The 26,075-nt window shown below is 67.6% G+C and carries 18 protein-coding genes; 13 read left to right on the top strand and 5 right to left on the bottom strand.

The window, feature by feature from the left end:
- Positions 1–17 precede the first annotated feature (17 nt).
- Positions 18–1,016: a tripartite tricarboxylate transporter substrate binding protein gene (locus IPF36_RS04905; RefSeq protein WP_195427444.1), complete on the bottom strand. Its 999-nt coding sequence runs from the start codon at positions 1,014–1,016 to the stop codon at positions 18–20.
- A gap of 205 nt (positions 1,017–1,221) precedes the next feature.
- Between IPF36_RS04905 and IPF36_RS04900 the strand changes: the two genes are divergently transcribed.
- The 5 genes from IPF36_RS04900 (at position 1,222) to IPF36_RS04880 (ending at position 6,588) form a co-directional block, all read left to right on the top strand.
- On the top strand, positions 1,222–2,247 hold the full coding sequence (locus tag IPF36_RS04900; protein WP_255519677.1) for a LysR family transcriptional regulator: 1,026 nt from the start codon (positions 1,222–1,224) through the stop codon (positions 2,245–2,247).
- Positions 2,248–2,546: 299 nt separating this feature from the next.
- The gene (locus tag IPF36_RS04895) at positions 2,547–3,572 is read left to right on the top strand and encodes an acetamidase/formamidase family protein (RefSeq protein ID WP_133093283.1); all 1,026 of its coding nucleotides are present in this window, start codon (positions 2,547–2,549) and stop codon (positions 3,570–3,572) included.
- Between the two features lie 91 nt (positions 3,573–3,663).
- Positions 3,664–3,891 carry a XapX domain-containing protein gene (locus IPF36_RS04890; RefSeq protein WP_135703896.1) on the top strand — a complete coding sequence of 76 codons (228 nt, stop codon included), beginning with the start codon at positions 3,664–3,666 and terminating at the stop codon, positions 3,889–3,891.
- 15 nt (positions 3,892–3,906) lie between these two features.
- The gene (locus IPF36_RS04885; protein WP_063240339.1) at positions 3,907–4,098 is read left to right on the top strand and encodes a DUF1427 family protein; all 192 of its coding nucleotides are present in this window, start codon (positions 3,907–3,909) and stop codon (positions 4,096–4,098) included.
- A 99-nt stretch (positions 4,099–4,197) separates the two neighbouring features.
- Positions 4,198–6,588: an acetamidase/formamidase family protein gene (locus tag IPF36_RS04880; protein ID WP_195427442.1), complete on the top strand. Its 2,391-nt coding sequence runs from the start codon at positions 4,198–4,200 to the stop codon at positions 6,586–6,588.
- Positions 6,589–6,605: 17 nt separating this feature from the next.
- On the opposite strand, the gene aspA is transcribed toward IPF36_RS04880, so the two are convergent.
- From aspA to IPF36_RS04860, 4 genes are all read right to left on the bottom strand, one after another.
- Entirely contained in the window at positions 6,606–8,051 is a 1,446-nt protein-coding gene (gene aspA, locus IPF36_RS04875; protein ID WP_195427441.1) for an aspartate ammonia-lyase, read from the bottom strand.
- Between the two features lie 31 nt (positions 8,052–8,082).
- Positions 8,083–9,099, bottom strand: coding sequence for an MBL fold metallo-hydrolase (locus IPF36_RS04870; protein ID WP_195427440.1), 1,017 nt, complete (start codon positions 9,097–9,099; stop codon positions 8,083–8,085).
- A gap of 338 nt (positions 9,100–9,437) precedes the next feature.
- Positions 9,438–10,556, bottom strand: a complete 1,119-nt coding sequence (locus IPF36_RS04865) for a nitronate monooxygenase family protein (protein ID WP_195427439.1) — start codon at positions 10,554–10,556, stop codon at positions 9,438–9,440.
- Between the two features lie 228 nt (positions 10,557–10,784).
- Positions 10,785–12,524 (bottom strand): sigma-54-dependent Fis family transcriptional regulator, encoded by a 1,740-nt coding sequence (locus IPF36_RS04860; RefSeq protein WP_218959483.1) that lies wholly within the window; start codon positions 12,522–12,524, stop codon positions 10,785–10,787.
- A gap of 202 nt (positions 12,525–12,726) precedes the next feature.
- On the opposite strand from IPF36_RS04860, the gene IPF36_RS04855 reads away from it, so the two are divergent.
- From IPF36_RS04855 to IPF36_RS04820, 8 genes are all read left to right on the top strand, one after another.
- Entirely contained in the window at positions 12,727–14,277 is a 1,551-nt protein-coding gene (locus IPF36_RS04855) for an acyl-CoA carboxylase subunit beta (RefSeq protein WP_135703901.1), read from the top strand.
- Between the two features lie 51 nt (positions 14,278–14,328).
- A complete protein-coding gene (locus tag IPF36_RS04850) occupies positions 14,329–17,646 on the top strand; it encodes a carboxyl transferase domain-containing protein (protein ID WP_195427437.1) in 3,318 nt (1,105 codons plus the stop codon).
- A 42-nt stretch (positions 17,647–17,688) separates the two neighbouring features.
- Positions 17,689–20,160, top strand: coding sequence for a CoA transferase (locus IPF36_RS04845; protein ID WP_195427436.1), 2,472 nt, complete (start codon positions 17,689–17,691; stop codon positions 20,158–20,160).
- Between the two features lie 44 nt (positions 20,161–20,204).
- Positions 20,205–21,233, top strand: a complete 1,029-nt coding sequence (locus tag IPF36_RS04840; RefSeq protein ID WP_195427435.1) for a tripartite tricarboxylate transporter substrate binding protein — start codon at positions 20,205–20,207, stop codon at positions 21,231–21,233.
- 196 nt (positions 21,234–21,429) lie between these two features.
- Positions 21,430–22,776 carry an MFS transporter gene (locus IPF36_RS04835; protein ID WP_195427434.1) on the top strand — a complete coding sequence of 449 codons (1,347 nt, stop codon included), beginning with the start codon at positions 21,430–21,432 and terminating at the stop codon, positions 22,774–22,776.
- Between the two features lie 94 nt (positions 22,777–22,870).
- Complete coding sequence (locus IPF36_RS04830; protein WP_133093271.1) at positions 22,871–23,491, top strand: TetR/AcrR family transcriptional regulator; 621 nt, start codon at positions 22,871–22,873, stop codon at positions 23,489–23,491.
- A gap of 158 nt (positions 23,492–23,649) precedes the next feature.
- A complete protein-coding gene (locus tag IPF36_RS04825; protein ID WP_195427433.1) occupies positions 23,650–24,867 on the top strand; it encodes a YbfB/YjiJ family MFS transporter in 1,218 nt (405 codons plus the stop codon).
- 92 nt (positions 24,868–24,959) lie between these two features.
- On the top strand, positions 24,960–26,075 hold the full coding sequence (locus tag IPF36_RS04820) for an NADH:flavin oxidoreductase/NADH oxidase (protein WP_135703908.1): 1,116 nt from the start codon (positions 24,960–24,962) through the stop codon (positions 26,073–26,075).

Below are 26,075 nucleotides of genomic sequence, written 5' to 3'. Positions count from 1 at the left end.
ATGAGTCGGACGTGATGTCAGTTGGATTCGAGATTGACCGTGCGAGCGATGGCGCCGTAGCGCACGGTCTCGGCGTGGATCAGGCGGCGGCTCTCGGCGGGCGTGGTGAGGACCGGTTCGTAGGCGAGCGACTGCAGCCGCTCGACGAAATCAGGCTCCTGCATGCTGGCGCGCACCTCCCGGTACAGCCGCTCGACGACGGCTTCGGGTGTGCCGGCCTTGGCGACCAGCGCCAGGTTGGCGCGGACGAGCAGGGCATCCTTGCTGTCAGCGACCTGCCGCTGGAGCTTGGGGAACTGCGCGACCGCCGCCGTTTGCAGCACGGCCAGCGGCTTGACCTTGCCGTCGCCGACGTAGCTGATGGAGGAGCCGATGACATCCACATGGGCATCGGTCTGGCCGCCGATCAGGTCCGACATGGCCGGCGGAGAGCCGCGATACGGCACGATGGTGAAGTCCAGTCCGTTGCGTCGCTTCCAGTCCGCCAGGCCGAGATGCGCCGCGCCGGCGACAGCATTGATGCTGATCGAGACCTTGCCCGGGTGCTTGACGATGTAGTCCCTGAGCTCGGTCAGGTTCATCTGCTTGCGGTCCACCCGCGTGACGATCCAGTGCGGCACGGTACTCACGATGGTGACGGGCGTGAAATCCCGGTCGGGGTTGTAGCGCAAGCCCTTGACGGTATGCGGATTGATGTTCAGCGTGCCGTCGCTCGCGAGCAGCAGCGTATTGCCGTCGGCCTTCTCCTTCAGTACCGACATGACGCCCGGCACGGTAGCGCCGCCAGCGATGTTCTCGACCACCACCGGCTGCCCGAGCCGCTGTTCCAGCTTGCGCGCCAGGGTGCGGCCTACGATGTCATAGGAACCGCCCGCGGGAAACGGCACCACCAGCCGCAGCGGCCGATCCGGCCATGCCGCGGCAGCGGCGGGTTGAATCGCGACAAGCATGGTGCCCACCGTGGCGGCTGCCATGACCCCGCGTACGATCCTGGCAATAGTGTTCAGCGTGATCATCGGTTCTCCTCCTGGGGTCTTGCGCCGCCTTGTATTGATGGAATGCCGCCGACTATAAGGGATCGAGGTCTTTACCCAAAAGCGAATAAAAGTCACTGTAGATAAACCAAATGGTTAACTCTTAAAATGCGGCTATCTCCCCGTCACTAGTTTTCCACCGATGCCGAATGATCCTGCCCGCGCCGTCCGCGAATCCGCCCAGTCCATGCTTGGCCGCCTGAAACTGCGTCATCTCCGCCTCGTTCTTGCGCTCAGCGAAGCGGGTACGGCCGCGGCGGTGGCCGAGCGCCTGCACGTCAGTCCGGCTGCGGTGTCGAAGGCATTGGGGGAGATCGAGGATATTGTCGGCACGCCGCTCTATGTCAGGGGCCGACGCGGCCTGGTGCTGACCGAGCCCGGCCGCGAGATGGCGGCTCACGCCAAGGTGCTGCTGGCGCAGTTCGAGCGGCTGGCGGAATCGCTGCACGCGGTGCGTGCCGGCAGCCAGGGCGAGCTGCGCATCGCCTTTCGGACGATCTCGGTGCAGCCGCTGCTGGCGCAGGCCATGACCGATTTCCACCGTGACAATCCGCGCGTGGAAATCAGCGTGATCGAAGGCGGCATCGGCGAAATGACGGAGCAGCTTGTCGACGGCTCGCTCGACCTGCTGTTTGCCTACGACGACCCTCGCCTGTCCCGGCCGGAATTGCGGACCACGCCCGTGGTGCCGGCGCAGAAGGTCGTCATTGTGGCCAGCCGCGACCACCCGCTGCTGGCGCGCCGCAAGATCGCGGCACAGGCCTTGTCTTCAGAGCGGTGGTGCATACCTGCGGCCGGATCGCGCATGCTCCACCTGCTGCACACGGCCTTCCACGCCTTTGGCGTTGCGCCACCGGCATCGGGAATCCGCACGAGCGATGTCGCCGCGACCGCAAGCCTCATGCAGACAGGGCATTACCTGGCAGTCTTCCCCGAGCGCATCGCCGCGCAGCTCTGCGAGGCCAAGGTCGCACGCATTCTGCGCTTCGACCTGCGCAGCCACGTGGAGCCGGTGGTCGTGGTCTGGAATGGCGAAGTCACGCCGCGGCCCGCGGCGCAGCGTTTCCGTGACCTGGTCGTGGAACGGGCCAACCCCGGCGCCTGGCGGCACGAAGGCGTGCCGGTGCTGGGCGCGCGTGCCGTGGCCGCGGCGGGCATGGTGGATCGCGAACCGAAGCCGTCAGCGAATCGTAAGCCGCGCGCGTCCCACTGATGCCCAGATCGTGCCGCCCCAGCGCACGTTTACCCTAGTACGCGCCAGCACAAGTCTTTGGGGCGTATCGCCCTATCGGTCATGCACCGGCTCTTTCTAGTATGGATTCACCGCGCGGCACCGAAAGCACTGCGGCGCGGCATCCGGGCTTCCCTGCCTGGACGTGAATCGCCGGGCTCAATGACGGCGATTCATAAGAAACACGAATAGCCGATATCCCCCTCCCTGCCTGACCGGATACAGCCGATCACCGAGTGAGCGGCTGGGGATGCGGCTGCGAAAAAAATCCAGGAGACGACATGCTGCATGACCTGCCCGCCCGCCCCGAGACCATCCACTGGGGCTATTTCGATGCCACCAAGGCGCCCGCCCTGACCGTGAAAAGCGGGGACCTCATCCGCGCCGAAGCGGTGACCCATCACGCCGGCGATGCGCCAGACCTGATGATGGATGCCGCCATCCGCGAGATCTACCGGACCATCCCGCACGATGACCGCAACCCGGGCGTGCATATCATGACCGGGCCGATCTATGTCGAGGATGCCAGGCCCGGCGATATGCTGGAGGTGCGCTATCTCCAGATGATCCCGCGCTTTCGCTTCGGGGCCAACGTTGCGGCGCACTGGGGGCAGCTCTACCGGGAGTTCGAGAAAGAGCGGGTCACGATCTACGAGCTGGACCAGGCCTCCAACACCGCGCATGCGCTCTATGCCTTCGACTATCCCGGCAAGCTGACCACGCCCGGCAAGGTGGTCGACGACCGCGAATGCTGCCGCCAGCCGGCGCTTGCCGGTGTGCGCGTGCCGGTGCGCCCCCATCTTGGCACGGCCGGGGTCGCGCCCGACAAGCGCGGCCGGGTCACTACCGTCGAGCCCGGGCTCCATGGCGGCAATATCGACAACTGGCGTATCGGCGCGGGGGCCACCATGTACTATCCCGTCCAGGTCGATGGCGCGCTGTTCTCGATCGGCGACCCGCATATCTCGCAGGGCGACGGCGAAATCAGCGGCACGGCGATTGAAGCCTCGCTGAACGTGTTGTTCCAGGTGATCCTGCGCAAGGATTTCCACTTCCCTTCGCCGCTGCTGGAAACGCCCGACTGCTGGGTCGTGCACGGTTTCCACGAGGACCTCGATGAAGCCGGCAAGAACGCGGCCCGCGACATGATCCAGCTGCTGACCGAGCAACAGGGCCTGTCGCGCGACGACGCCTACTCGCTGATGAGCGTGTCGGCCGACTTCGGCGTGACGCAGGTCGTCGATGGCACGCAGGGCATCCATTGCACCATGCCGCGCGCGATCTTTCCCCCGAAAGGCAAGGGCTGAACTGGCATCCTCATCGAACCCTCGCACCGCCGGACGCCCACCGCCGCAAGGCGGGGAGGGCCCGCGCGGCTGCGGAACCGGAGATACGCGCATGCAATACGTCTACGTAGGACGCAACGAATGGGTGGCCCTGATCGTCGGCCTGGTCACCGGCACCCTGTATTCCTGGCTGGACTTGCCGATTCCCGCGCCCAATGTCACCGGCGGGATCTGCGCCATTCTTTTTACTTACCTCGGCTACCTGATCGTGCAGGCGTTGCGCAGGACGATCGCCTTCGGGCGCCCGCCGCAAGGCAGCCAGGGCAACGGAATTTCCTGAGAGCGGGAGAACGACATGGTCGAAATTGCATTGGGGACGACCGAGTTGCAGGCAGCGGCCGTCGGACTGGTGACTGGTATTGTCTACACTGCTGTTCGTGCGCCGATACCGGCGCCTAACGTGCTCGGCGGCATCTTCGCCATCTTCGGCACATTTGCCGGTTTCGTGCTGGTTGCCGCAATGCGGGGCCAACTGCTGGTCGGATAGCCCGGCGGGCTGAAGGACCTTGCATGAGATGCCTGAAGCGTTGGCGGACAACCATGTCCGCCAATTGCGCTGTTGCAGAACGCTGCCTGGGAGGCTGAATTGCACCTTTTGCGCTTTTCCACCGAAGCCTATCCGCACAACCGGCGCGGCGCCGCCTGGCGCGACGAACTCAGGGTCGCGCGCCTGCATTGCGAAAGCCTGTGCGCGGATCACACCCTGCACGGCACGATCCAGTCGCGGACAACGCCCGCGGGGGTCGAGCTGGCGTGCATCTCGTCGGTTCCACAGACCCTGAGCATTGCCGCGGGAGGCGGGCGCGGCATGATGCTGCTGATGCTGGTCGAAGGTAACGCCACCCTCGCCGCGCCGGACCTGCGCGAGCCGCTGCGGCCGGGCCAGCTGGCATGCGTGCCGCAGCAGGACTCCCGAAAGCTGGTGCTGAGCACCGGCTTCCGTCTGATGGCGGTACACATCGGCCAGGCCTTGCTCGGCGCAAGGATCACGGCCCCGCTGCCGGGCGCCGCGCTGGTGCTTTCCGGTGATTCGGCCGAGCTGTTTGCCCGGCTGCTGCAATCGATGGCGCTCAGTTTCGATACGGTAGTGGCCGCCGAGGGCAAGGCGCTCCAGCCGTTCGAGAACACCATCATTTCGTGCCTGGGCGCGGTCCTTGCGGACAGCCGGGCAACGCCGGCCGCGGACATGACGCCATCGCGGTCCGCCATCTTTGTGCGCGTCTGCAGCCGCATCAACGCCCGCCTTTCGGAACCCGAGCTCAGCCTTGCCGCCATTGCCGCGGACGAGCGCCTGTCGGCCCGCTACCTGCAGAAGCTCTTCGAGAAATCGGGCAGCAGCTTTTCATCCTATCTGCGCACCAGCCGGCTTGACCGATGCCGGGCCGATCTGGCCAACGCGCAGTATGAAAAGCTCTCGATTGCCGATATCTGCTATCGCTGGGGCTTCAACGACCCGTCCTATTTCAGCCACGCGTTTCGCGAACAGTTCGGGATCTCGCCGCGCGCATACCGCGACCAGATGGCGATCGCGCCCGCGCCCCGGCCACCGCAGAAAGTGTCGCGCGGACTTCCCGCGCACGCGAGGCTTGCGCCTGGCATGCGCGCAGCGCCGCCCGGTGATGGCCCGGTTGGCGCGCAACAAGCAGCCCCGGCCGTGGTTTCCATTGCCCAGGCGCGCGCGCATGCCGCACGCCACGAAGGCCGGCACCACTGGCTGCAGGCGACGGACAAGACCGTGCATTGGGGTTACCTGAGCCATGAACTGCAGCCGGTACTGGAGGTACAGTCGGGCGACACGGTCACGATCGAGACGCTGACCCAGCACGCATCGGACGACCGCGAGCGCATGATCGAGGGGGATCCCGGCGCGGAAAGCGTCTTCCACTGGACCGCGGAGCAGAAGAACGTGGACCGGCGCGGCGCCGGGCCGATCGATGCGTCGGTCTATGGCCGTGGTGCCGGAGAAGGCTTCGGCGTCCATATCTGCACCGGCCCGGTCGCGGTTCGTGGCGCCATGCCCGGCGATGTCCTCGAGGTGCGCATCCTCGACGTACGTCCGCGGCGGTGCGCCAACCCGCGCTTTGCCGGCAAGGCCTTCGGCAGCAACGCTTCGACCTGGTGGGGGTTTCACTACCGCGACATGCTGACGGAACCGCGCGAGCGCGAGGTGGTCACCGTGTTCGAGATCGATTGCGAACGTGCCGACGGTTGCGCGCGCGCGGTCTATAGCTTTCGCTGGACGCCGCAGCGCGATCCCTTCGGCGTGCTGCATCCGACCATCGACTATCCCGGCGTGCCGGTCGACCATGCCACCATCAGCAAGAACTACGACGTGCTGCGCGACGTGGCCATACCGGTCCGGCCGCACTTCGGCGTCATCGCCGTGGCGCCGGCGCAGGACGGGCTGATCGATTCCATCCCGCCATCGAGCTTCGCCGGAAACCTGGACAACTGGCGGGTCACGCGGGGCGCTACCGTCTACCTCAGGGTTGGCGTTCCGGGCGCGTTACTGTCGATTGGCGATCCCCATGCCTCGCAGGGAGACTCGGAACTATGCGGAACGGCCATCGAATGCTCGCTCACCGGAGACTTCCAGCTGGTCCTGCACAAGAGCACCATGATTGAACGCGGGGCTCCATTTGCCGACCTGAGCTACCCGTTGGTAGAGACCGCCGACGAGTGGATACTGCATGGCTTCAGTTCACCCAATCACCTGACCGAGCTGGGCAAGACGGCACAGAGCGATATCTACCTGAAATCCACGCTCGACGATGCCATGCGCGATGCCTTCCGCAAGGCGCGCCGCTTCCTGATGACGGTCAAGGGGCTGACCGAAGACGAGGCGGTCACCCTGATATCGGTCGCCGTCGATTTCGGGGTGACGCAGGTCGTCAATGGCAACTGGGGCATCCATGCCATCATCAAGAAGTCGTTGTTTGCCGGCACACCTGCCGGGCGTGATTACGGCCAGGGATGAGCCACGGCGAATCCTGTTCATGGCTTGCCGGTGGGCTTGCCTGCAGGTTTGTCGGCGAGCTTGTCCGCACGGGGCCGGATCAGCGTTTCGGGCCGCAACGCCTCGTCGAGCGCTTCGGCGGTCATCAGGCCCCGCGCCAGCACAACTTCGCGGATGGTGGTGCCCTTGGCATGGGCCTCGGCGGCGACGGAGGTCGCGTTCTTGTAGCCGATCACGGGATTGAGCGCGGTCACCAGGGCGATCGAGCGCTCGATGGTTTCGCGCAAGCGTTCAGGGTTGGCGGTAATGCCGTCGACGCACTTCTGCGCCAGCGTCAGGCAGCCATTGGTCAGGTGCCGGAAGCTGCGTAGCAGGCTGGCGGCAATCACCGGCTCGAAGGCATTGAGCTGCAACTGGCCGGCCTCCGCGGCAAAGGTGATGGTGGTGTCGTTGCCGAACACCTCGAAGGCGATCTGGTTGACGACCTCCGGAATGACGGGATTGACCTTGCCGGGCATGATCGACGAGCCCGCCTGCATCGGCGGCAGGTTGATCTCGCCGAAGCCCGCGCGCGGTCCGCTCGACAGCAGCCGCAGGTCGTTGCAGGTCTTGGACAGCTTGACGGCAATGCGCTTGAGCACGCCGGAGATCTGCACGAAGGCGCCGCAATCCTGCGTGGCCTCCACCAGGTTGGGCGCGAGGCACAGGTCGATGCCCGTGATCCGCCGCAACGCGGCCAGGGCCTTCGGCGCGTAGTCGGGATGCGCGGTGATGCCGGTGCCGATCGCGGTGGCGCCCAGGTTGATTTCGCGGATCAGCAAAGCGGTTTCGCGCAGGCGCGCCATGTCTTCCTCGAGCATGACCGCGTAGGTGGAGAATTCCTGGCCGAGCGTCATCGGGACCGCATCCTGAAGCTGGGTGCGGCCAAGCTTGAGCAGGCCGGAGAACTCCGTCGCCTTGCGGTCGAACGCGGCGCGCAGGACTTCCATCGCTTCGAGCAGGTGCTCGATGGCGAAATACGTGGCAATGCGCAGCGCGGTTGGATAGACGTCGTTGGTGCTTTGCGCCATATTCACGTGCTCGTTCGGGTGCAGGAACTGGTATTCACCCTTGCGGTGCCCCATGTGCTCGAGCGCGCGGTTGCAGATGACCTCGTTGGCATTCATGTTCGTCGATGTGCCGGCGCCGCCCTGGATCGTGTCGACAATGAACTGGTCGTGCAGCTTGCCTTCGCGCACGTCATGGCAGGCGGCCAGGATGGCGTCGCGCAGCGTGGCGGGCAGCAGGGCGAGTTCGGCATTGGCCTCGGCGGCGGCCTGCTTGACGGAGGCCAGCGCAATGATCAGCTCCGGCCACGATGAGATGGGGGTGCCGCTGATCTGGAAGTTCTCCCAGGCCCTGAGGGTGTGGACGCCGTAGTAGGCATCGGCAGGCACCTGGCGTTCGCCAAGCAGGTCGGCTTCGGTGCGATGGGTATTGGTCATGACGCGATTCGATAAGGGTTGATGCGGCTGCTCAACGTCGCAGGTGCTCCCGGGCCGCCTGCACTTCACTGGCCATCTCCTCCGCACGGCCACGGTAACGCGGCGAGAAATGGAACGGCGTCACCGCGCGGGCGCCAATGCATGACGCGATCCGGCCAGCCTGGGCGGCGGTCAGGTGGTTCTTGCGCAGGGCGTGGGCGCGATCCGCTTCCAGGAACACGCTCTCGATAAAGAGATGGTCGACGCCCTGCATCAGGTTCGACAGCGCCTGCATGTTGTCGCTGGTATCGCGCAGGTCGGTCGCATAGCGGATGCGCTGGCCAGGCGTGGCGTCAAGGATCAGGCGGCTTAGTTCGCCGACCGTTCGCGTTACCGCATGGTCGCCGCCGCTGTCGCGCCATTGCACGGGAATCGGCGTGTCGACGGGGGCACCGGTCAGGACCGCATGCTTAAGCTCGCGCAGCCACGCGCCTTTTGTCATGCCCGATGCGCCAAGGCGCTCCTTGTCGACGCCGAGCCGGACCTTTTCTTCGACGATGTAGGACAGGCAGGGAATGCCGTGGTCGACAAAGCAGGCGCGCACTCGGAATGTTGTCTCGTCATGCACGATATCGCCGCATTGCTCAGTCGTCGCGACTGCCACACTGGCAAAGCGGTCCCGGCTTGAAAACCGCGCGCTGCGGATGTGGCCATCCAGTGCAAGCTCGAACGCCTCAACGACCAACTCCAGGTCATAGCGGTGCACGACATTCCAGGTATAGGCACGCAGCTTATGCCCGACTTGCGCCACGAACCCGGGCCCGCCGTACAGCGCGATGGACGGCTTGCGCCCGAGCAGTACGCGCAGCAGGTGGTCGAAGCCGGAAAAGTGATCCATATGGGTATGCGTGACGAACACATGCGACACGCGCATCAGATTGCGCGGCATCAGCGCCGTGATGTCGCCCAGGTCGAAGAGCAAGGCGCGCCGTTCGTCGAGAAAGTCGACGAACAGGACGGGGTCGCCGAAGACGTCATTGACGAGGCGGGCTTGCAGCAGGGGACGCATGGTCACACGCGCGGGGGAAATCAGGAGAGGCAAGGTGCCTGTGCGGGCACATAGGCCGATTACCGGGCCCTTGTATCAGAATAGGACGCTCCGGTTTGCGGCGCTTCCACCGAATCCCTGTCTCCGACAGGTGGCCTTTTTTTCGCGTGCGCCGGGCGATTTCGCGGGGTTCTCATCCCTCACCGGCAGTGATGGAAGGCATCACCAAAGATGTTTTACGTGAGCGGTCCGGCCACCTGATTTAGGCATACCCAACCTTATCGGCATCCCTGCTGCAGATCAAGACATCACGCCGGCCGGCCCGCTGCATCGCTGACACGGCGGCCGGCACGGCGATGCTAGGCGGCCACGTGTTGCAGGGAGGCCAGGCGCGCAATCGCGTCCCGCAGTTCCGACTGCAGCCGTCCGACCAGTTCGGCCGCGGGCAGCGCTCGCGCCAGCGGCACCGCCTGTCCCGCCCACTGGGCCGCATAGTCGGCGCTTCCCGTGGCCTTGGCGGCAGCGTGGAGCGCCTTGCCGGCGTCATACGTGGTGGGGTAGTCGGGGATGGCGGGCGCGTCCGGATGCTCGCCCAGTGCCGTGAGGCGGTTCGCAAAGCCCCGGGCGGCGCGGCCGGAGATGGCGCGCGTGAGCGTGGTGGGGCGCTTGCTGTCCGCCGCGAGGGCGCTGCGATAGGCGGCGTCGACCGCCGTCTCGGGGCAGGCGATGAATGCGGTGCCAAGCTGCGCCGCTTGCGCGCCGAGCGCCAATACCGCGGCAATGCCCGCGCCATCCATGATGCCGCCGGCTGCGATCACCGGCAGGCTCGTCTTCTGCACCAGGACACGCACCAGCGCCAGCGTGCCGAGGCCCTCGTCGTAGGCGGCCGGATCGAACACGCCACGATGGCCGCCCGCTTCGATGCCCTGCGCGACAATGGCGTCGATGCCCGCCGCTTCGATCTGGCGCGCCTCTTGCAACGAGGTCGCGCTGGCCAGCAGCACGATGCCCGCGCTGCGCAGGGCATCGATCTTCTGCTGCGCGGGAAGGCCGAAATGAAAGCTCACGACTGCGGGTTTCTCTTCCAGCAGCATGCGCAGCATGTCCTCGTCTTCGACGAAGCTCTTGTAGATTTCGCGCAGCGTGGCGGGGGCCGTGCCGCCGTGCTTCAGGAAGTGCGGGGTGAGATAGTCCAGCCAGGTCTTTTCGCGCGCGGGATCGGGCTGGGCCGGCGCATGGCAGAACAGGTTGACATTGAACGGCCTGCCGGTCAGTGCCCGGGTCTCGCGGATCGCCTTGCGCGCGCCCTCGGCGTCCATGGCACCGACGCCGAGCGAACCAAGGCCGCCGGCCTCGGACACGGCAGCCGCCAGCGCGGGCGTGCCGACGCCTGCCATCGGCGCCTGGATGATCGGCGTGGAAATATGCAGGCGCGCAAGCAGGCCGCGGCCGTTGTCCAGGGGCTTCGATGTTTCCATGTGCAGTTCCTATGTTGAATCGCCCGGCGCCTAAACGCTCCGGGCAGAAAGCGGTTGCAGCCCGCAATGGCGCGCAAGCGGGCGCTGGTCAGTCATGGCGCAGTTCGCGCACGAAGGCCTCGTATGCGACGGGCTCATGAATGCAGGCGCTGGTCAGGCCCGGTCGCGATCGGTCGACGCACATTCTATCGACATCGGCGACGGTGCCGATAGGGCGGTGGCGCGCGCCTATTTCGATTGCGACGGGTTCGGCCCGCGTTCCAGGATCTTGTACAGGTGCGAGCGGGAAATCCGCAGTTGCTCGGCTGCGCGCTTCTTGTTGCCGCCATGGCGCGCGACCGCGTCCATCACCGCGGCATAGGCCAGTTCCTTCATGCCCGCGGCCGGGTCGCCCGGCGTGCGAAGTGCGGAAGAGGGCGATGGCAGCTCGTCCGCCGCGGAAGCCTCATATCGATGCGCTTGCCCGGCCGCATGCACATGGGGCTGGCTTTCCAGCCCCGATAGCCCGCGCGCCGATTCGCCGCGTGCGAAGTCCGCTACGCGCAGCGTCCGGCCATCGCAGAAGACCAGCGCTTCCTCGATGCGCTGGCGCAGTTGGCGCACATTGCCGGGCCAGGGCTGGCCGGCGAGGTGGCGCGCCACCTCGTGGTCGATGCCTGGCGCCGGCATGGCGTTGCGCGCGCAGAAGGCGTCGACGAAATGCTGCAGCAGAGCCGGGATGTCCTCGCGCCGCTGGCGCAGCGCGGGAATGCGAAGCACCACGCCGCTGAGCCGGTAGTACAGGTCGAGGCGGAAACGCCCGGCATCGATCAACTCGGGAATGTCGCGGTTGGTGGCCGAGACCAGCCGGAAGTCGACCCGCTGCGCGCGGCGGCTGCCCAGGCGTTCGACCATGTGGTCTTCGAGCACGCGCAACAGCTTGACCTGCATCTCCATCGGGATGTCGGCGACCTCGTCGAGAAAGACCGTGCCGCCCGCTGCCAGCTCGAGCTTGCCCGCCTGTCCCTGGCGCTGGCTCCCGGTAAAGGCGCCGGGCGCATGGCCAAACAGTTCGGATTCGATCAGCGTGGCTGGCAGGGCGGCCAGGTTCAGGCTGACCAGCGGACGGGCGCTGGCCGGCTCGGCTCCGGCGCCGTGGATGGCGCGGGCCACCAGCTCCTTGCCGGTGCCGCTTTCGCCCAGGATCAGCACCGGCACGTCAAGGCGTGCCACGGTCTGGATTTCGCGGCGCAGGCGCTGCATCGGCGCGCTTTCGCCGATCAGGCCAAAGGTCGGCTGCCGCTCGGGCAAGCCGTCGCGCAGGTGATCAAACTCGCGCTGGTAACGCGCCACTTCCGAACGCAGCTCGACCAGTTCCTTGTGCATGCGGCCCAGGGCTTCGGGCCCCTTGAACATGACCTGGCCGATGGCACCCACCACCTCGCCGTCCTGGCGGATCGGCATGCGGTTGACCACGCGGGTGGCGCCGTCGAGCTGCTGCAGCTGCCCGATCTCCGCCTTCCCGCTGGCCACCACCTGCGGCAGCCGCGAATTGGGGATGACCTCGGCCGCCGGGCGGCCGATGCCGGCACCGGTGTCGAGGCCCAGGAATTTCTCGTGGACGGGGCTGATGAAGCGCACCCGTCCCTCCTTGTCGACCACGGTGATGGCCTGGTAGGGATCGTTCAGGAAGTGGTCCAGGATCGCGCCGGCGAAGGGCACTGTGCCCAGGAAGTCGAGCAGCACGGCCTGTGTGTCGGTGCGATGCAGAAGGATCAGCTGGTGGTCGCCGTCTTCCAGGCTCAGGCCGATGAAGCGCCGGGTGCCTGCCTCGACGGGGAAAAGCCGGCGCCCCTCGCCCGGCGCCTGCGCGTGTGCGCATGCGGTGAACGCCGCGTCGGCAATGGCCGGGTCGGTACAGGCTCCGATCGCCGCCAGCCGGGAGCCGTCGCGAGAACAGACCAGCACCCCGAGCGCGATCCCGCTCATGTCTTGTGTCGTCACTGAGGACACTTGATGTCTCCATGCGTGCCTCTAATGCGGACACGTTTGTGTACTCATAGTGGACATCCTAACGGCGGCCGGGCATTTGTTCAATGAAATCAACGCGTAATCGAGCGCCCTGTGGCTGGCACGGCTCCTGCGGAAGTGTTGGCGACACATGTGCCGCGCAAAGACACAGGAGAGGACAGTGAGCTGGCAGCCCGAAATCGATGAACTGGCCTACCGCCGGCGGCTTGCCGCCCGGATGGGCGGCGAAGGCAAGGTGGAACGCCACAAGGCGGCCGGCAAGCTGACGGTGCGCGAGCGTATCGATGCCCTGGCCGATCCCGGCTCGTTCCGCGAGGTCGGGGGCCTGACCGGCAGCGGCCGCTATGACAGCAACGGGCGGCTGGTGGACCTGGTTCCCTCGAACCTGGTGATGGGCCGCGCGCAGGTCGGCGGCCGGCCGGCGGTGCTGGTGGGCGACGACTTCACCGTGCGCGGCGGCGCCAACGAAGGCGCAGTGGGCGACAAGCTGATCCACGCCGAAAAGATGGCGCACGACCTGCGGCTGCCGATGATCCGGCTGGTCGACGGCACCGGCGGCGGCGGTTCGGTGCGCAATATCGAGATCAAGGGCCATACCCTCATCCCCACCATGAAGGTCTGGCAGCACGTGGTGGAGAACATGTCCGTGGTGCCGGTGGTGTCGCTGGCATTGGGATCCGTGGCGGGCATGGGCGCGGCCCGCGTGGCCGCCAGCCATTATTCGGTGATGGTCAGGGAAACCTCGCAACTGTTCAACGAGGGCCCGCCGTCGGTGGTGGCCCGCGTGGGCGAGGAACTGAGCAAGAACGAGCTGGGCGGCAGCCAGATCCACACCCGCAACGGCGTGGTGGACGACGAGGTCGGCAGCGAGCAGGAAGCCTTCGCGTGCGCGCGCCGGTTCCTGTCGTATCTGCCGCCTTCCGTTTTCGAGCTGCCGCCGCGGAGCGAGCCCGACGACGACCCGGCGCGCCGCGACGAATGGCTGCTGTCGGCAATCCCGCGGGATAACCGGGCGGACTACAGCATCCGGCCCATCGTGCAGGCGCTGGTGGACGCCGATTCCTTCTTCGAGATCGGCATGCACTGGGGCTGCGCCGTCATCACCGCGCTGGCACGGCTGGATGGCTGGCCGGTGGCGGTGATCGCCAGCGACCCGTCCTTCCATGGCGGCAGCTGGGACAGCGCCAGCGCCGAGAAATTCACGCGCTTCGTCGACATGGCGCAGGCCTTCCACCTGCCGGTGGTCAACCTGGTCGATACGGCCGGGTTCCAAGTCGGCCTCGAGGCCGAAAAGGCGGGAATCATGCGCTACGGCGTGCGCGCGCTGTCGGCGCTCTACCAGGCCACGGTGCCGTGGTGCTCGGTGATCCTGCGCCGTGCCTACGGCGTGTCGGCAGCCGGCCACCAGCACATGGGGCGCTTCAATTTCCGCTACGCGTGGCCCTCCGCCAACTGGGGCGCATTGCCGATCGAAGGCGGCCTCGACGTTGCCTACAAGGCCGAGATCGAAGGCGCCGACGATCCGGTGCAGAAGCGCGCCGAGATCGAGCTGCGCGTGCGCAGCCTGACGTCGCCGTTCCGCAGCGCGGAAGCGTTCGTCATCGAGGACATCATCGACCCGCGCGAGACCCGCACGCTGCTGTGCGAGTTCGCCAACCTGGCGGCGCCGCTGCGCGAAGCCGGCATCAGCCGGTTCGGCATCCGGCCCTGAGCGGCCAGGCACCCACGGCACAGACATCGAAATACAAACGAGGAGACTGCATTGAAGAAGCTGTTGATCGCCAATCGAGGTGAGATCGCGCTGCGCGTGCTGCGTGCCGCACGCGATCTCGAAATCGGGACCGTCGCGGTCTATTCGCAAGACGACCAGGGCGCGCTGCACCGGATCCTGGCCGACGAGGCCGTTGCCCTCGATGGTGCCGGGCCGGCTGCGTACATCGACATCGCAGGCATCATTGCCGCGGCGAAAGCATCCGGTTGCGATGCCATCCATCCGGGCTATGGCTTCCTCAGCGAACGGGCCGATTTTGCCCAGGCCTGCCACGAGGCCGGCATCCGCTTTATCGGCCCCACCGTCGAGCAGTTGGCGCTGTTCGGCGACAAGGGGCGGGCACTGGAACTGGCGGCCGACAGCGACGTGCCGGTCATGCCGGCCACGCGCGGCGCAGCGTCGCTCGAGGAAATCACCAGCTTCTTCGACCAGCAAGGCGGCGCGGGCGTGGTGATCAAGGCGGTCGGTGGCGGCGGCGGGCGCGGCATGCGGGTGGTGCGCCGGCGCGAAGAACTGGCCGAAGCCTATGCGCGCTGCCGCTCCGAGGCGGGCTCGGCGTTCGGCATCGATGCCGTCTACGCCGAGCGGCTGGTGGCCCGCGCGCGCCATATCGAAGTGCAGATCGCCGGCGACGGCGCGCACGTCATTGCCCTCGGCGAACGCGACTGCACCCTGCAGCGCCGCTTCCAGAAGCTGGTGGAAATCGCCCCCAGCCCGGTGCTCAGGCCGCAGCTGCGCGAGCAGATCATCAAGGCGGCGCTCAGGCTGGCGCGCCGCGTCAACTACCAGAGCCTGGGCACCTTCGAGTTCCTGGTCGAGGAAACCGAATCCGGCGAGCAGAAGGATTTTGTCTTTATCGAAGCCAATCCCCGCCTGCAGGTCGAGCACACCATCACCGAGCAGGTCACCGGCGTCGACCTGGTCGCGCTGCAGATCGGAATCGCCGCGGGACAGACCCTCTCCGATCTCGGCCTGGACCCCGCTGCGCCGCCGCAACCCCGCGGCTATGCCATCCAGGTGCGCATCAACGCGGAAATGACCGACGCGCACGGCCTGGCGCGCCCTGCGCACGGCCGCCTGGAGCGCTTCGATCCGCCTTCGGGCCCCGACGTCCGCGTCGATTCCCATGGCTACGCCGGCTATGAACCGTCGCCCAACTTCGACACCTTGCTGGCCAAGCTGATCGTCAGCAGCGCGGCGCCGAAGTTCGATGCGGCCGTGCGGCGCCTGCAGCGCAGCTTGGCGGAGTTCCGCATCGCCGGCGTGCCGACCAACCTCGACCTGCTGCGCGCGCTGGTGCAGCGCGACGATTTCCTCGCGCAGGATGTCCATACCCGGCACTTCGAAGCGATCGTGCAGGAGCTGACCGCATCGGCGGAGGCCATCGCGCAGGCCGGGCGCGCGCAGGAAGCCTTGCTGGGCGGCCCGGCCCGTGCTTCGCACGCGCCTGCGCCGCGCCACGCCGATGCGGAAGAGGAGGTCGGCGAGGGACTGGTGGCGATCCGTGCGCCGCTGACCGGCAGGGTGGTGGAGATTGCCGTCGCGCTGGACGAGATCGTCAAGCCGGGGCAGACCGTCGCGGTGCTCGACGCCATGAAGATGGAGCATGCCATCGTCGCGGAATGCGGCGGGCGCGTGGTCGACCTGCGGCTGGAGCCGGGCGCGCTGGCCGCCGAAAACCAGGTGCTGATCGTGCTGGAGCAGCTCGAGGCCGATGGCATCGCCGTGGCTGCCGCCCAGCAGCTCGATCCGAACGCGATTCGCGCGGACCTGCAGCGCGTGCTGGACCGGCATGCCTACCTGGATGACGCCGCGCGCCCCGATGCCGTTGCCAGGCGCCGCTCGCGCGGGCAGCGCACCGCGCGCGAGAACGTCGCCGACCTGTGCGATGCGGATACCTTCGTCGAGTATGGAGCGCTGGCACTCGCCGCGCAGGCTTCGCGCCGCAGCCAGCAGGACCTCATTGCCAACACCCCGGCGGATGGCCTGATCACGGGCATCGGCAATATCAATGGCGAACTGGTCGGCAAGGATCGGGCGCGCAGCGCGGTGATGGCCTACGACGCCACGGTGATGGCCGGCACGCAGGGCAAGCGCAACCATATCAAGACCGACCGCATCGTGGAGGTGGCGCTGCGCGACGAGCTGCCGCTGGTGCTGTTTGGCGAAGGCGGTGGCGGCCGGCCCGGCGACGTGGATTTCCCTTCGGTATCCGGGCTGTACCAGCCGTCGTTCGCCGCCTTTGCCGAGCTAAGCGGCAATGTGCCGGTGGTGGGCATTGTCTCGGGGCGCTGCTTCGCCGGCAACGCAGCCTTCCTCGGCTGCTGCGACGTCATCATTGCCGACCGGTCGGCCAATATCGGCATGGCGGGACCGGCCATGATCGAAGGCGGCGGCCTCGGCATCTTCAGCCCCGAAGAGGTCGGGCCCGCATCGGTGCAGCATGCCAATGGCGTGGTCGATATCCTGGTCGACAACGAGGCCGAAGCCGTGCAGGCAGCGAAGCACTATCTGTCGATGTTCCAGGGCCGCGTGGCGCACTGGAGCGCACCGGAGGCGCTGGCGCTGCGCCATGTCGTCCCCGAGAACCGGCTGCGCGTCTACGACACCCGCAAGGCCATCGAGGGCATTGCCGATGCCGGCAGCGTGCTGATGCTGCGCAGCGGCTTCGGCGCGGGCATCCACACTGCGCTGGCCCGCGTGGAAGGGCAGCCCGTCGGCATCATGGCCAACAACCCCTATCACCTTGGGGGCGCCATCGATGCGGATGCCGCGGACAAGGCGTCGCGCTTCATGCAGCTGTGCGATGCGCATGGGCTGCCGATCGTCTCGCTGATCGACACCCCCGGGTTCATGGTCGGGCCGGAGGTCGAGGCCCGCGCACAGGTGCGGCACGTGTCGCGCATGTTCCTGACGGCGGCCAAGCTGCGTGTCGCGCTGCTGGCGGTGACGCTGCGCAAGGGCTACGGGCTTGGCGCCATGGCCATGGCGGGCGGCGGCTTCCGCTCGGCCAGCTTCACCGTGTCGTGGCCGACCGGCGAGTTCGGCCCGATGGGCCTGGAAGGCGCGGTCAGGCTGGGCTTCAAGAAGGAGCTTGAGGCCGTACCGGATGGTCCCGAGCGCAAGGCGCTGTTCGACCGGCTGGTGGCCCAGTCCTACGAGCGCGGCCACGCGATCAACACCGCGGCCGCCGTCGAGATCGACGCGGTGATCGACCCCGCGCAGACACGGAAGTGGATCGCACAGGGCATCGCCTCCGCGGAAGTGCGCAGCCGCAGGGAGCGCCGCGGCTTCATCGATGCGTGGTAAGCGCCGTGCCTGACGAGCCCACAGACAGAGCCAGGAGTTTTCATGATCAAGCATGGTATTGACCCGGCGCAGCTGGCGCTGGGTGGGTTGCGCGTGCTCGAAGTCGGCAGCGGGCCTGCGCTGGCGTACGCAGGCAAGCTGTTTTCCGATTTCGGCGCCGAAGTCATCAAGGTGGAAAGCCCGTCCGGCGACGCCTGGCGGCGGATGCCGCCCATGGTCAGCGCAGCGGGGGCCGCGCAGCCGGAAAGCGCGCTCTTTGCATGGCTGAACACCAACAAGCGCAGCGTCACCGCGCACGACGGTAACGCCGAGGACCGCGCATGGCTGGCCCATCTGGCGCGCACGTGCGACGTGGTGCTGGATGCCCGTGCGCTGGCTGAAGGCCCGGGCATCCTCGGCACGCCGGTCTGGCAGGGCATGGCCGATGAAGCGCGGGGGCAAGAGCCGATCGAGGTGGCACTCACCTGGTTCGGCGAAAGCGGACCATACAGCCATTACGCTGGCGCTGAAGCAGTATGCCGCGGACTTGCCGGCGCCGTGCATGGCAGCGGCCCCGCAGATGGGCCGCCACACATGCCGCACGACGTGCAGTCGGCGATCGTGGTCGGCTTGAGCGCATTCTCGGCCGCCGCCGCGGCGCTGATCGGGAGCGGGCAGGGCAGCCGCCGCTATGTGCTGAGCGCCCACGAATCCATCTTCAGCGTGGTCGAGATGGAAGCGGGCATGGTGCAGGACAAGCGCCATCCGCTCCAGCGCCTTGGCGTCAACCGGTTCTGCGGCACGCATCCGGCCGGGATCTACCAGACCGCCGAAGGGTGGATCGGCATCTTTACGCACACCCTGCCGCAGTGGAAGGGCCTGTGCGAGGCCATCGGGCGTCCGGACCTCGGCAGCGATCCGCGCTACGCAAGCGGCCCGGAGCGGATGGCGCGCGCGGACGAGATCGACGCGCTGCTTCTGCCTGCGTTCCTGGCGCGCACGGCCCGGCAGTGGTTCGAGATCCTGGGCAACAAGAAGCATCCCGCCGTGATCGTGCCGACGATGGAGACCCTGCTCGGCCAGGAAGTGCATCGGCAGCGCGGTGCCTTCGTGCCGGTCGGCGTGGGCGGCGCGTCGTTTGAAGGCCCGGTGGTGCCGCTACGCCTCGACGCGGCGGGTCCGCTGCCCGGCGGGAATGCGCCGGCAAAGGGCGAGCATGACCTGCACTATCGAACCTCGGGGCTGGATCATCGCCCGCGTCTGAGCCTCAGGCGAACGGCAGGGGAGCGCTTGCCGCTGCAAGGTATCCGCGTCATCGACCTGACGATGGGTTGGGCGGGACCGCTTGCGGCGCGGACGCTGGCCGACTTTGGCGCGGAGATCATCAAGGTCGAAAGTACCGGCTATCCCGACTGGTGGCGCGGCGCCAATTTCACCGAGGCTTTCTATCGGGACAGGCTGTACGAGAAGAACTCGAACTTCAACCTGATGAACCGCAACAAGCTGGGCATCACGCTGGACCTGACGCGCCCCGAAGGCAAGCAGTTGCTGCTGCAGCTGGTCGAAGGCGCCGACGCGGTCATCGAGAATTACTCCGCGGAGGTCTTGCCAAAACTAGGGCTGGACTACGAAGCGCTGCGCGCCAGAAACAAACGGCTTGTCATGCTGTCGATGCCGGCCTTCGGGCTCGGCAATGCGTGGAGCAATACCCGCGCCTACGGCGGCACGCTGGAGCAGGCCAGCGGGCTGCCGCTCTACACGGGGCACCCCGATGGCCCGCCGGCGATGACGTCATACGCCTACGGCGACCCGATCGGCGGCCTCAATGGTGGCGCGGCGATCCTGCTCGCGCTGTTTGCCCAGCAAGCGACGGGGCAGGGGCGGCACATCAACCTGTCGCAGGTGGAGGCCATGTTGCCGATGGCCGCGCCGTTCATGCTGGAGCAGTCCATCTCCGGCGCCGTATCGCCGCGCCAGGGCAATCGCCATCCGATGTACGCACCCCATGGTTGCTTCCGCTGCGCTGGCGACGATGCGTGGATCGTGCTGACTGTTACCGACGCGGACTGGCCCGCGCTATGCCGGGCGATCGGACGGGCGGACCTCTCCGCCGATCCGCGGCTGGAGCAGGGAGCGGGGCGGCGCGCCGAGGCGGACAGGATCGAGCAGGCGATCGGGTCCTGGTGCATGGCGCGGGACTCCGAACAGGCAATGCACCTGCTGCAACAGGCCGGGATCGCCGCTGGCGTGGTGCGTCCCATGTCGCAGGTGCTGCAGGACGCCCATCTGCGGTCGCGCGGATTCTGGTGCGAAGTCGAGCGCGCCCATATCGGCACCTACACCAGCAGCACTGCCTGGTTCAGGACCGGGCCAGGCCCTGTGCCCATCCGCAATGTCGCGCCGACGCTGGGCGAACACACCGAAGCGGTGTTGAGCCGCGTGCTTGGACTGGGCGCGGAGCAGATCGCAAGCCTGGAGCGGCAGGGCATCACCGGCACCGTCGCGAAACCAAAGCACGCGAAGGAAACGCCATAGGCCGGCAAGTATTCAGCACACCATTACTACGATACGGAGACGATATGAACAAACCGACATGGATCCAGCGCTGCCAGGCAAGCGCAAAGGCCGGCAAGTTCAGCATGGCGGCAGCCGCGCTGGGCATCCTGGCCGCGACGATGGCCGCGCCGGCTGCGGCGCAGAATAACGGCTGGCCCAGCAAGCCGATCCGCATGATTGTCCCGTTTCCGGCGGGGTCGTTCACGGATACCGTGGCGCGGGTGCTTTCGGAGCGCCTGACCAAATCCCTCGGCCAGCCCGTGGTCGTGGAAAACAAGGCCGGAGCGAACGGGCTGATCGGTGTCGGCGAGGCCGCCAGGGCCGCGCCCGACGGCTATACCTTGCTGGTCACCAACTCCAGCAGCATCACCATCAATCCGCAGATCTACAAGAAAGGGACTTACTCGCCGAAGGACTTCACGCCGGTCACCCTTGTCCTCGAAGCGCCATTCATCCTTGTCACCAATCCGGACTGGTCGCAGAAGAACTCGGTCGGGTCGGTACCGGAGCTGGTGCGCTACGCGACGCAGTATCCCGGCAAGGTCAGCTATGGCTCGGCCGGACCGGGCAATATCGCGCATCTCAGCTTTGCCATGCTGAACAACCGGGCGAAGATCAAGACCACGCACATTCCGTACAAGTCCGCGGCGCAGGCACAACTGGCCGTGATCAGCGGCGAACTGGATACTGCCTTCGATACTTGGACGGCACTGCCGCAGATCAAGGCCGGCAAGCTCAAGCCCATCGCCGTCAGCGCATCGAAGCGCATGGCGCAGTTGCCGGATGTGCCGACGCTGGAGGAACTCGGCATTGCGCCCTTCAACGTGACCTTCTGGATCGGCATGCTGGCACCGGCCGGCACGCCGCCGCAGATCGTCCAGAAGCTCCATTCGGTGATGCAGGGGGTTCTCGAGGACGGCAAGGCGAAGACAGCGCTGGGACAGCAAGGCGATGTCGTGATGATCGATCCGGCCAACTTTGCGAAGCGCGTGGAGAAGGAAGAGGGCAACTGGACGGCGGTGATCCAGCGTGAAGGCATCACGCTGGACTGACCCGGCAGACTGCACGGCGGCGGACGGGAATCCTGCGGGAAATGTGCATACATATGAAGCCCTCTTCAGCACGCTGAAGCGTTTTCCCGTATCGTGTCGGTCTGGTGCTGCCACTGGCGGCCACCGGTAACCGGCAACGACAGTGTCAAGCACAGCGCCCCTTCCCTCCGCGTCTGCCGCCGCCGCAGACAACGCCATGACAGCGCGCGAGCGCCGCGGCATGGCCGCCATCCTGATCGCGGTCGCCCTGGCGACCCTCGATACCGCCATCGCCAATACGGCGCTGCCCTCGATCGCCGCCGACCTGCGCGCCACGCCGGCGGCGTCGGTCTGGGTGATCAATGCGTACCAGCTGGCCATGGTCGCCACGCTGCTGCCGTTCGCGGCGCTGGGCGGCATCCTGGGGCACCGGCGCATCTATCTTGGCGGCGTCGCGGTATTCACCGTCGCGTCGGTCATCTGCGCGCTGGCGTGGTCGTTGCCGACGCTGGCGGCGGCACGTGCGCTGCAAGGCATCGGCGCGGCCGCGATCATGAGCGTCAACACGGCGCTGATCAGCTCGATCTTTCCGATGCACAGGCTGGGGCGCGGGGTGGGATTGAACGCGCTGGTGGTCGGGGTGTCGTTCGCGGTGGGGCCGACGGTGGCGTCGGTGATCCTGTCGTTCGGCACGTGGCCGTGGCTGTTTGCCGTCAACCTGCCGATCGGTCTGCTGGCGCTGGGGATCGCGCGCGGCGCGCTGCCGCAGACGCCGCGCGGCACGCAATCTTTCGACCGGGTCGCGGCGCTCCTCAACGTGGTGGCCTTTGCCGCGCTGATCTTCGCGCTCGGCGAGGGCGCGCAGCGCGCACCGCTGCACGAATCGCTCGCGGCCGCCGGCGTGTTCGTGGTGGCGTTCGGGCTGCTGGTCTGGCGCGAACGCGGCCGGCCCGCGCCGATGCTGCCGCTGGACCTGTTCCGCCGGCCGATGTTCGCGCTGTCTACGCTGACCGCGGTGTGCTCGTTCGCGGCGCAGGGGCTGGCGTTCGTGTCGCTGCCGTTCTACTTCCAGCATGTGCTGGGGCGAGGGCAGGTCGAGACCGGGTTCCTGCTGACCCCATGGTCGGTGGTGGTGGCGCTGATGGCTCCGCTCGCTGGCCGGCTTTCCGACCGCTATCCGCCCGGCCTGCTGGGTGGCGTGGGACTGGCGGTGCTGAGTGCGGGCATGGTGTCGCTGGCGCTGTTGCCGGACAATCCCAGCGCGCTCGATATCGGCATCCGCATGTGCATCTGCGGGGCCGGCTTTGGCTTTTTCCAGTCGCCCAACCTGAAGGCCCTGATGGCCAGCGCGCCGCGTGAGCGCAGCGGCGGCGCCAGCGGGGTGATTGCCACCGCGCGCCTGCTCGGCCAGGCCACCGGCGCCGCGCTGGTGGCGTTGTGCTTCGGCATCGGCGGAACCCACGGTCCGGGGCTGGCCCTGGCGCTGGGCGCCGCGTTTGCCGCGGTGGCGGCGATAGCGAGCTGGCTGCGGCTGGTCGCGCCCGACCCGCTGGCGCCGGCCTGACCCTTGCCTGACACTTGCATCGAGCATGGCCTTGTGTTTTGTATCGATCGATCTATAATTCGTTTCATAGCGAACGATACAAAATCGAGCGACCATGGCCAGACCCCGCAAATTCGACGAACAGACCGCGCTGACGGCGGCGCTGGATGCCTTCTGGGCGCGCGGCTACGAGGCCACGTCCACGCGCGACCTGACCAGTGCCATGGGTATGACCCAGCCCAGCCTGTACAACGCCTTCGGCGACAAGCGCTCGCTGTTCCTGCTGGCGCTGGAAGGCTATGTCGAAGCCAGCATGCGCGAGCGGATCGCCCGGCTGGGCACGACGCTGCCACCCGGCGCGGCCATTTCGGCGTACCTGTCTGAAAGCCTGGAGCGCTCACTGGCGGATCCGCTGCACCGCGGCTGCCTGCTGGTCAACACCGCACTGGAAGTCACGCCTGACGATCCAGGCCTGCAGCAGAAGGTCGCGGACGCATTCGCCGAAATCCGCGCATTCTTCCGCGACCGTTTCGCCGCCGCGCAGCAGCAGGGCGCGGCCAGCACCGGCGTGTCGGCCGACGACGCTTCGGCACAGCTGCTGGCGACGCTGCTCGGCATGCGCGTGCTGGCTCGCTCCGCCCCCCAGCGCGCCTTGCTCGAGGCGGCTGTGCGGCCGACGCTGGCGCTGCTCGGCCTGCCGCCACTGAGCGCGGCCGCGGTGCCCGGCACCGGCTGATTCCCGCCATCCCGGCCTGACCTTTCCCGTTTGTAGTTCCCGGACACGCCGCCCAGGCAGCGTGGCGGGCAGCTGCATGCCCTTTTTCCGGCGCCATGCCTGGCGCCGATGGCCCCGTTTTGCCCGGCGCAAGGGCGGGGGCCACACCGGAGATTCCCATGTCCAGACCTGCCGGCCTCTGCGCCGCCCCCACCGCGCCCGATCCCCTGGCATGGCGCGAGATCTACGCCGCGCTGTGCGGCCTGTGCGCGAGCCTCGTCGCCATCGGCCTGGCGCGCTTTGCCTACACCGCGCTGGTGCCGCCGCTGATCCAGTCGCACTGGTTCCCGGCCTCGCAGACCGTCGCGCTGGGCGCGGCCAACTTCGCCGGCTACCTGGCCGGCGCCTTGCTGGGCCGGCCGATGGTATCGGTCTGGTCCAGCCGCACGGTGCTGCGCGCGTTGATGCTTGCCGCCACGCTGGCATTCTTTGCCTGCGCGTGGCCTTTGTCGGTGGCGTGGTTCTTCGGCTGGCGCTTTGTCTCTGGGCTGGCCGGGGGCGGCATCATGGTGCTGGTGGCGACCTCGATCCTGCCGCATATCCCGGCGCCGCGCCGCGGGCTGGCGATGGGCACGATCTTCGTCGGGCTTGGCCTGGGTATCGCTGCCTCGGGCACGCTCGTGCCGCGCCTGCTGCAGTTCGGCCTGCGCGAGACCTGGCTGGGGCTGGGCGCGTTGGCGCTGGCGCTGACCGTGTTCAGCTGGTTCGGCTGGCCCGGCCCGCTGCCGCAATCCGGTGCGGGCGCGGCGGCAAAGGCACCGCCGGCAGCGGCGCGGCGTCGGCTGCAATGGCTCTACGCGCAATACGCGATCAATGCGTTCGGACTGGTGCCGGCGATGCTGCTGCTGGTCGACCTGGTCGCACGCGGGCTGGGGCGCGGCAGCGAGGTCGGCGCATCGTACTGGGTGCTCTATGGCCTGGGCGCGATCGCCGGGCCGCTGGTGTGCGGCTTTGCCGGCGAACGCATCGGCTTCGGCGTTGCCTATCGCGTCGCGCTGCTGCTGCAGGGACTTGCCGCGGCGATGCTGGCATTGTGCGGCGATCCGCTTGCGCTGGGCGGGGCGGCGGTGGTCCTCGGTGCCTTCACGCCCGGCATTGCGCCGCTCGGACTGGGCGCGATCCAGGAGGCGCTGCCGCACGACCCTGCCGCGCAGCGCGCCGCATGGAGCCATGCCACCAGTGCCTTTGCGCTGTTCCAGGCGCTGGCCGGCTACGGCTATGCATGGCTGTTTGCGCATTCGCATGAGAACTACGCGCTGATCTTCGGCTGCGGCGCGGCGGCGCTGGCACTGGCGCTGGTGTTGAGCCTGGCCGGCCAGCGCCGCGCGGCACCGTGAACGTCGCCGGCAGCAATCCCGGCATCGGCCTAGAATCCAGATTTCCCCCGGCCCCGCTGCGGGCCGGCATGACCTGCAAGGAGCAGCAACGCATGAGCCATCTGTTCGAACCGCTGGAAATCGGCAGCCTCCGGCTCGCCAACCGCATCATCATTGCGCCGATGTGCCAGTACTCGGCGCAGGACGGCAACGCCGGCGACTGGCACATGATCCATCTCGGCACGCTGGCGCTGTCAGGCGCCGGCATGCTGATCGTGGAAGCGACCGCGGTCTCGCCGGAAGGCCGCATCACGCCGCAGGACCTGGGCCTGTATTCGGACGACAACGAGGCGGCGCTGGGGCGCGTGGTGCAGGCGATGCGCGCGCATTCGCCCATCGGCATAGCGATCCAGCTCGGCCATGCGGGCCGCAAGGCGTCGAGCCATGCGCCGTGGGACGGGGGTCAGCAGATCGCGCCGGATGCGCCCGGCGGCTGGCACGCCGTGGCGCCGTCGGCGGTGCCGCATGGCGACGGCGAAGTGCCGCCGGCCGCGCTCGACCGCGCCGGCATGGACAAGGTGCGCGACGACTTTGTCGCGGCGGCGCGGCGCGCGGCACGGCTCGGGCTGGACGGCATCGAGATCCATGCCGCGCATGGCTACCTGCTGCACCAGTTCCTGTCGCCGCTGGCCAACCATCGCGACGACGAATACGGCGGCAGCCTGGAAAACCGCATGCGCTTTCCGATCGAAGTCTTCGACGCGGTGCGCGAAGCGTTCCCAGCGGAGCGGCCGGTGTGGATGCGCATTTCGGCCACCGACTGGGTGCCGGGCGGATGGGACATCGAGGGCACGGTGGCCTTGTCCAAGGCAGTGCAGTCGCGCGGCTGCGCGGCCATCCACGTCACCACCGGCGGCGTCTCGCCGCAGCAGGCGATCAAGCTCGGCCCGGGCTACCAGGTGCCGTACGCACAGCGCGTCAAGGCCGAAGTGGGGCTGCCGACGATCGCGGTGGGCCTGATCACCGAGCCCGAGCAGGCCGAAGCGATCATTGCCAACCAGGAGGCCGATGCGGTCTCGCTGGCGCGCGCCATGCTGTACGACCCGCGCTGGCCGTGGCATGCGGCCGCGCGGCTGGGCGCCAGCGTCCATGCGCCGAAGCAGTACTGGCGCTCGCAGCCGCGCGAACTGAAGGACCTGTTTGCCGGCGCCGCCTTCGGCCAGCGCTAG

This window comes from Cupriavidus sp. IK-TO18, assembly GCF_015549295.1.
GTDB lineage: Bacteria > Pseudomonadota > Gammaproteobacteria > Burkholderiales > Burkholderiaceae > Cupriavidus > Cupriavidus oxalaticus_A.
Note: the sequence above shows the minus strand (reverse complement) of the source record. Positions and strands in the feature narration are given on the sequence as shown.

Bases quoted from the DNA above. Each gene is read 5' to 3' on its own strand.
- IPF36_RS04865 (WP_195427439.1), bottom strand. From the start codon at position 10,556: ATGGAAACATCGAAGCCCCTGGACAACGGCCGCGGCCTGCTTGCGCGC.
- IPF36_RS04825 (WP_195427433.1), top strand. From the start codon at position 23,650: ATGTCCAGACCTGCCGGCCTCTGCGCCGCCCCCACCGCGCCCGATCCC.
- IPF36_RS04845 (WP_195427436.1), top strand. From the start codon at position 17,689: ATGATCAAGCATGGTATTGACCCGGCGCAGCTGGCGCTGGGTGGGTTG.
- aspA (WP_195427441.1), bottom strand. From the start codon at position 8,051: ATGACCAATACCCATCGCACCGAAGCCGACCTGCTTGGCGAACGCCAG.
- IPF36_RS04870 (WP_195427440.1), bottom strand. From the start codon at position 9,099: ATGCGTCCCCTGCTGCAAGCCCGCCTCGTCAATGACGTCTTCGGCGAC.
- IPF36_RS04900 (WP_255519677.1), top strand. From the start codon at position 1,222: ATGCTTGGCCGCCTGAAACTGCGTCATCTCCGCCTCGTTCTTGCGCTC.
- IPF36_RS04895 (WP_133093283.1), top strand. From the start codon at position 2,547: ATGCTGCATGACCTGCCCGCCCGCCCCGAGACCATCCACTGGGGCTAT.
- IPF36_RS04830 (WP_133093271.1), top strand. From the start codon at position 22,871: ATGGCCAGACCCCGCAAATTCGACGAACAGACCGCGCTGACGGCGGCG.
- IPF36_RS04885 (WP_063240339.1), top strand. From the start codon at position 3,907: ATGGTCGAAATTGCATTGGGGACGACCGAGTTGCAGGCAGCGGCCGTC.
- IPF36_RS04840 (WP_195427435.1), top strand. From the start codon at position 20,205: ATGAACAAACCGACATGGATCCAGCGCTGCCAGGCAAGCGCAAAGGCC.
- IPF36_RS04905 (WP_195427444.1), bottom strand. From the start codon at position 1,016: ATGATCACGCTGAACACTATTGCCAGGATCGTACGCGGGGTCATGGCA.
- IPF36_RS04820 (WP_135703908.1), top strand. From the start codon at position 24,960: ATGAGCCATCTGTTCGAACCGCTGGAAATCGGCAGCCTCCGGCTCGCC.
- IPF36_RS04860 (WP_218959483.1), bottom strand. From the start codon at position 12,524: ATGAGCGGGATCGCGCTCGGGGTGCTGGTCTGTTCTCGCGACGGCTCC.
- IPF36_RS04890 (WP_135703896.1), top strand. From the start codon at position 3,664: ATGCAATACGTCTACGTAGGACGCAACGAATGGGTGGCCCTGATCGTC.
- IPF36_RS04835 (WP_195427434.1), top strand. From the start codon at position 21,430: ATGACAGCGCGCGAGCGCCGCGGCATGGCCGCCATCCTGATCGCGGTC.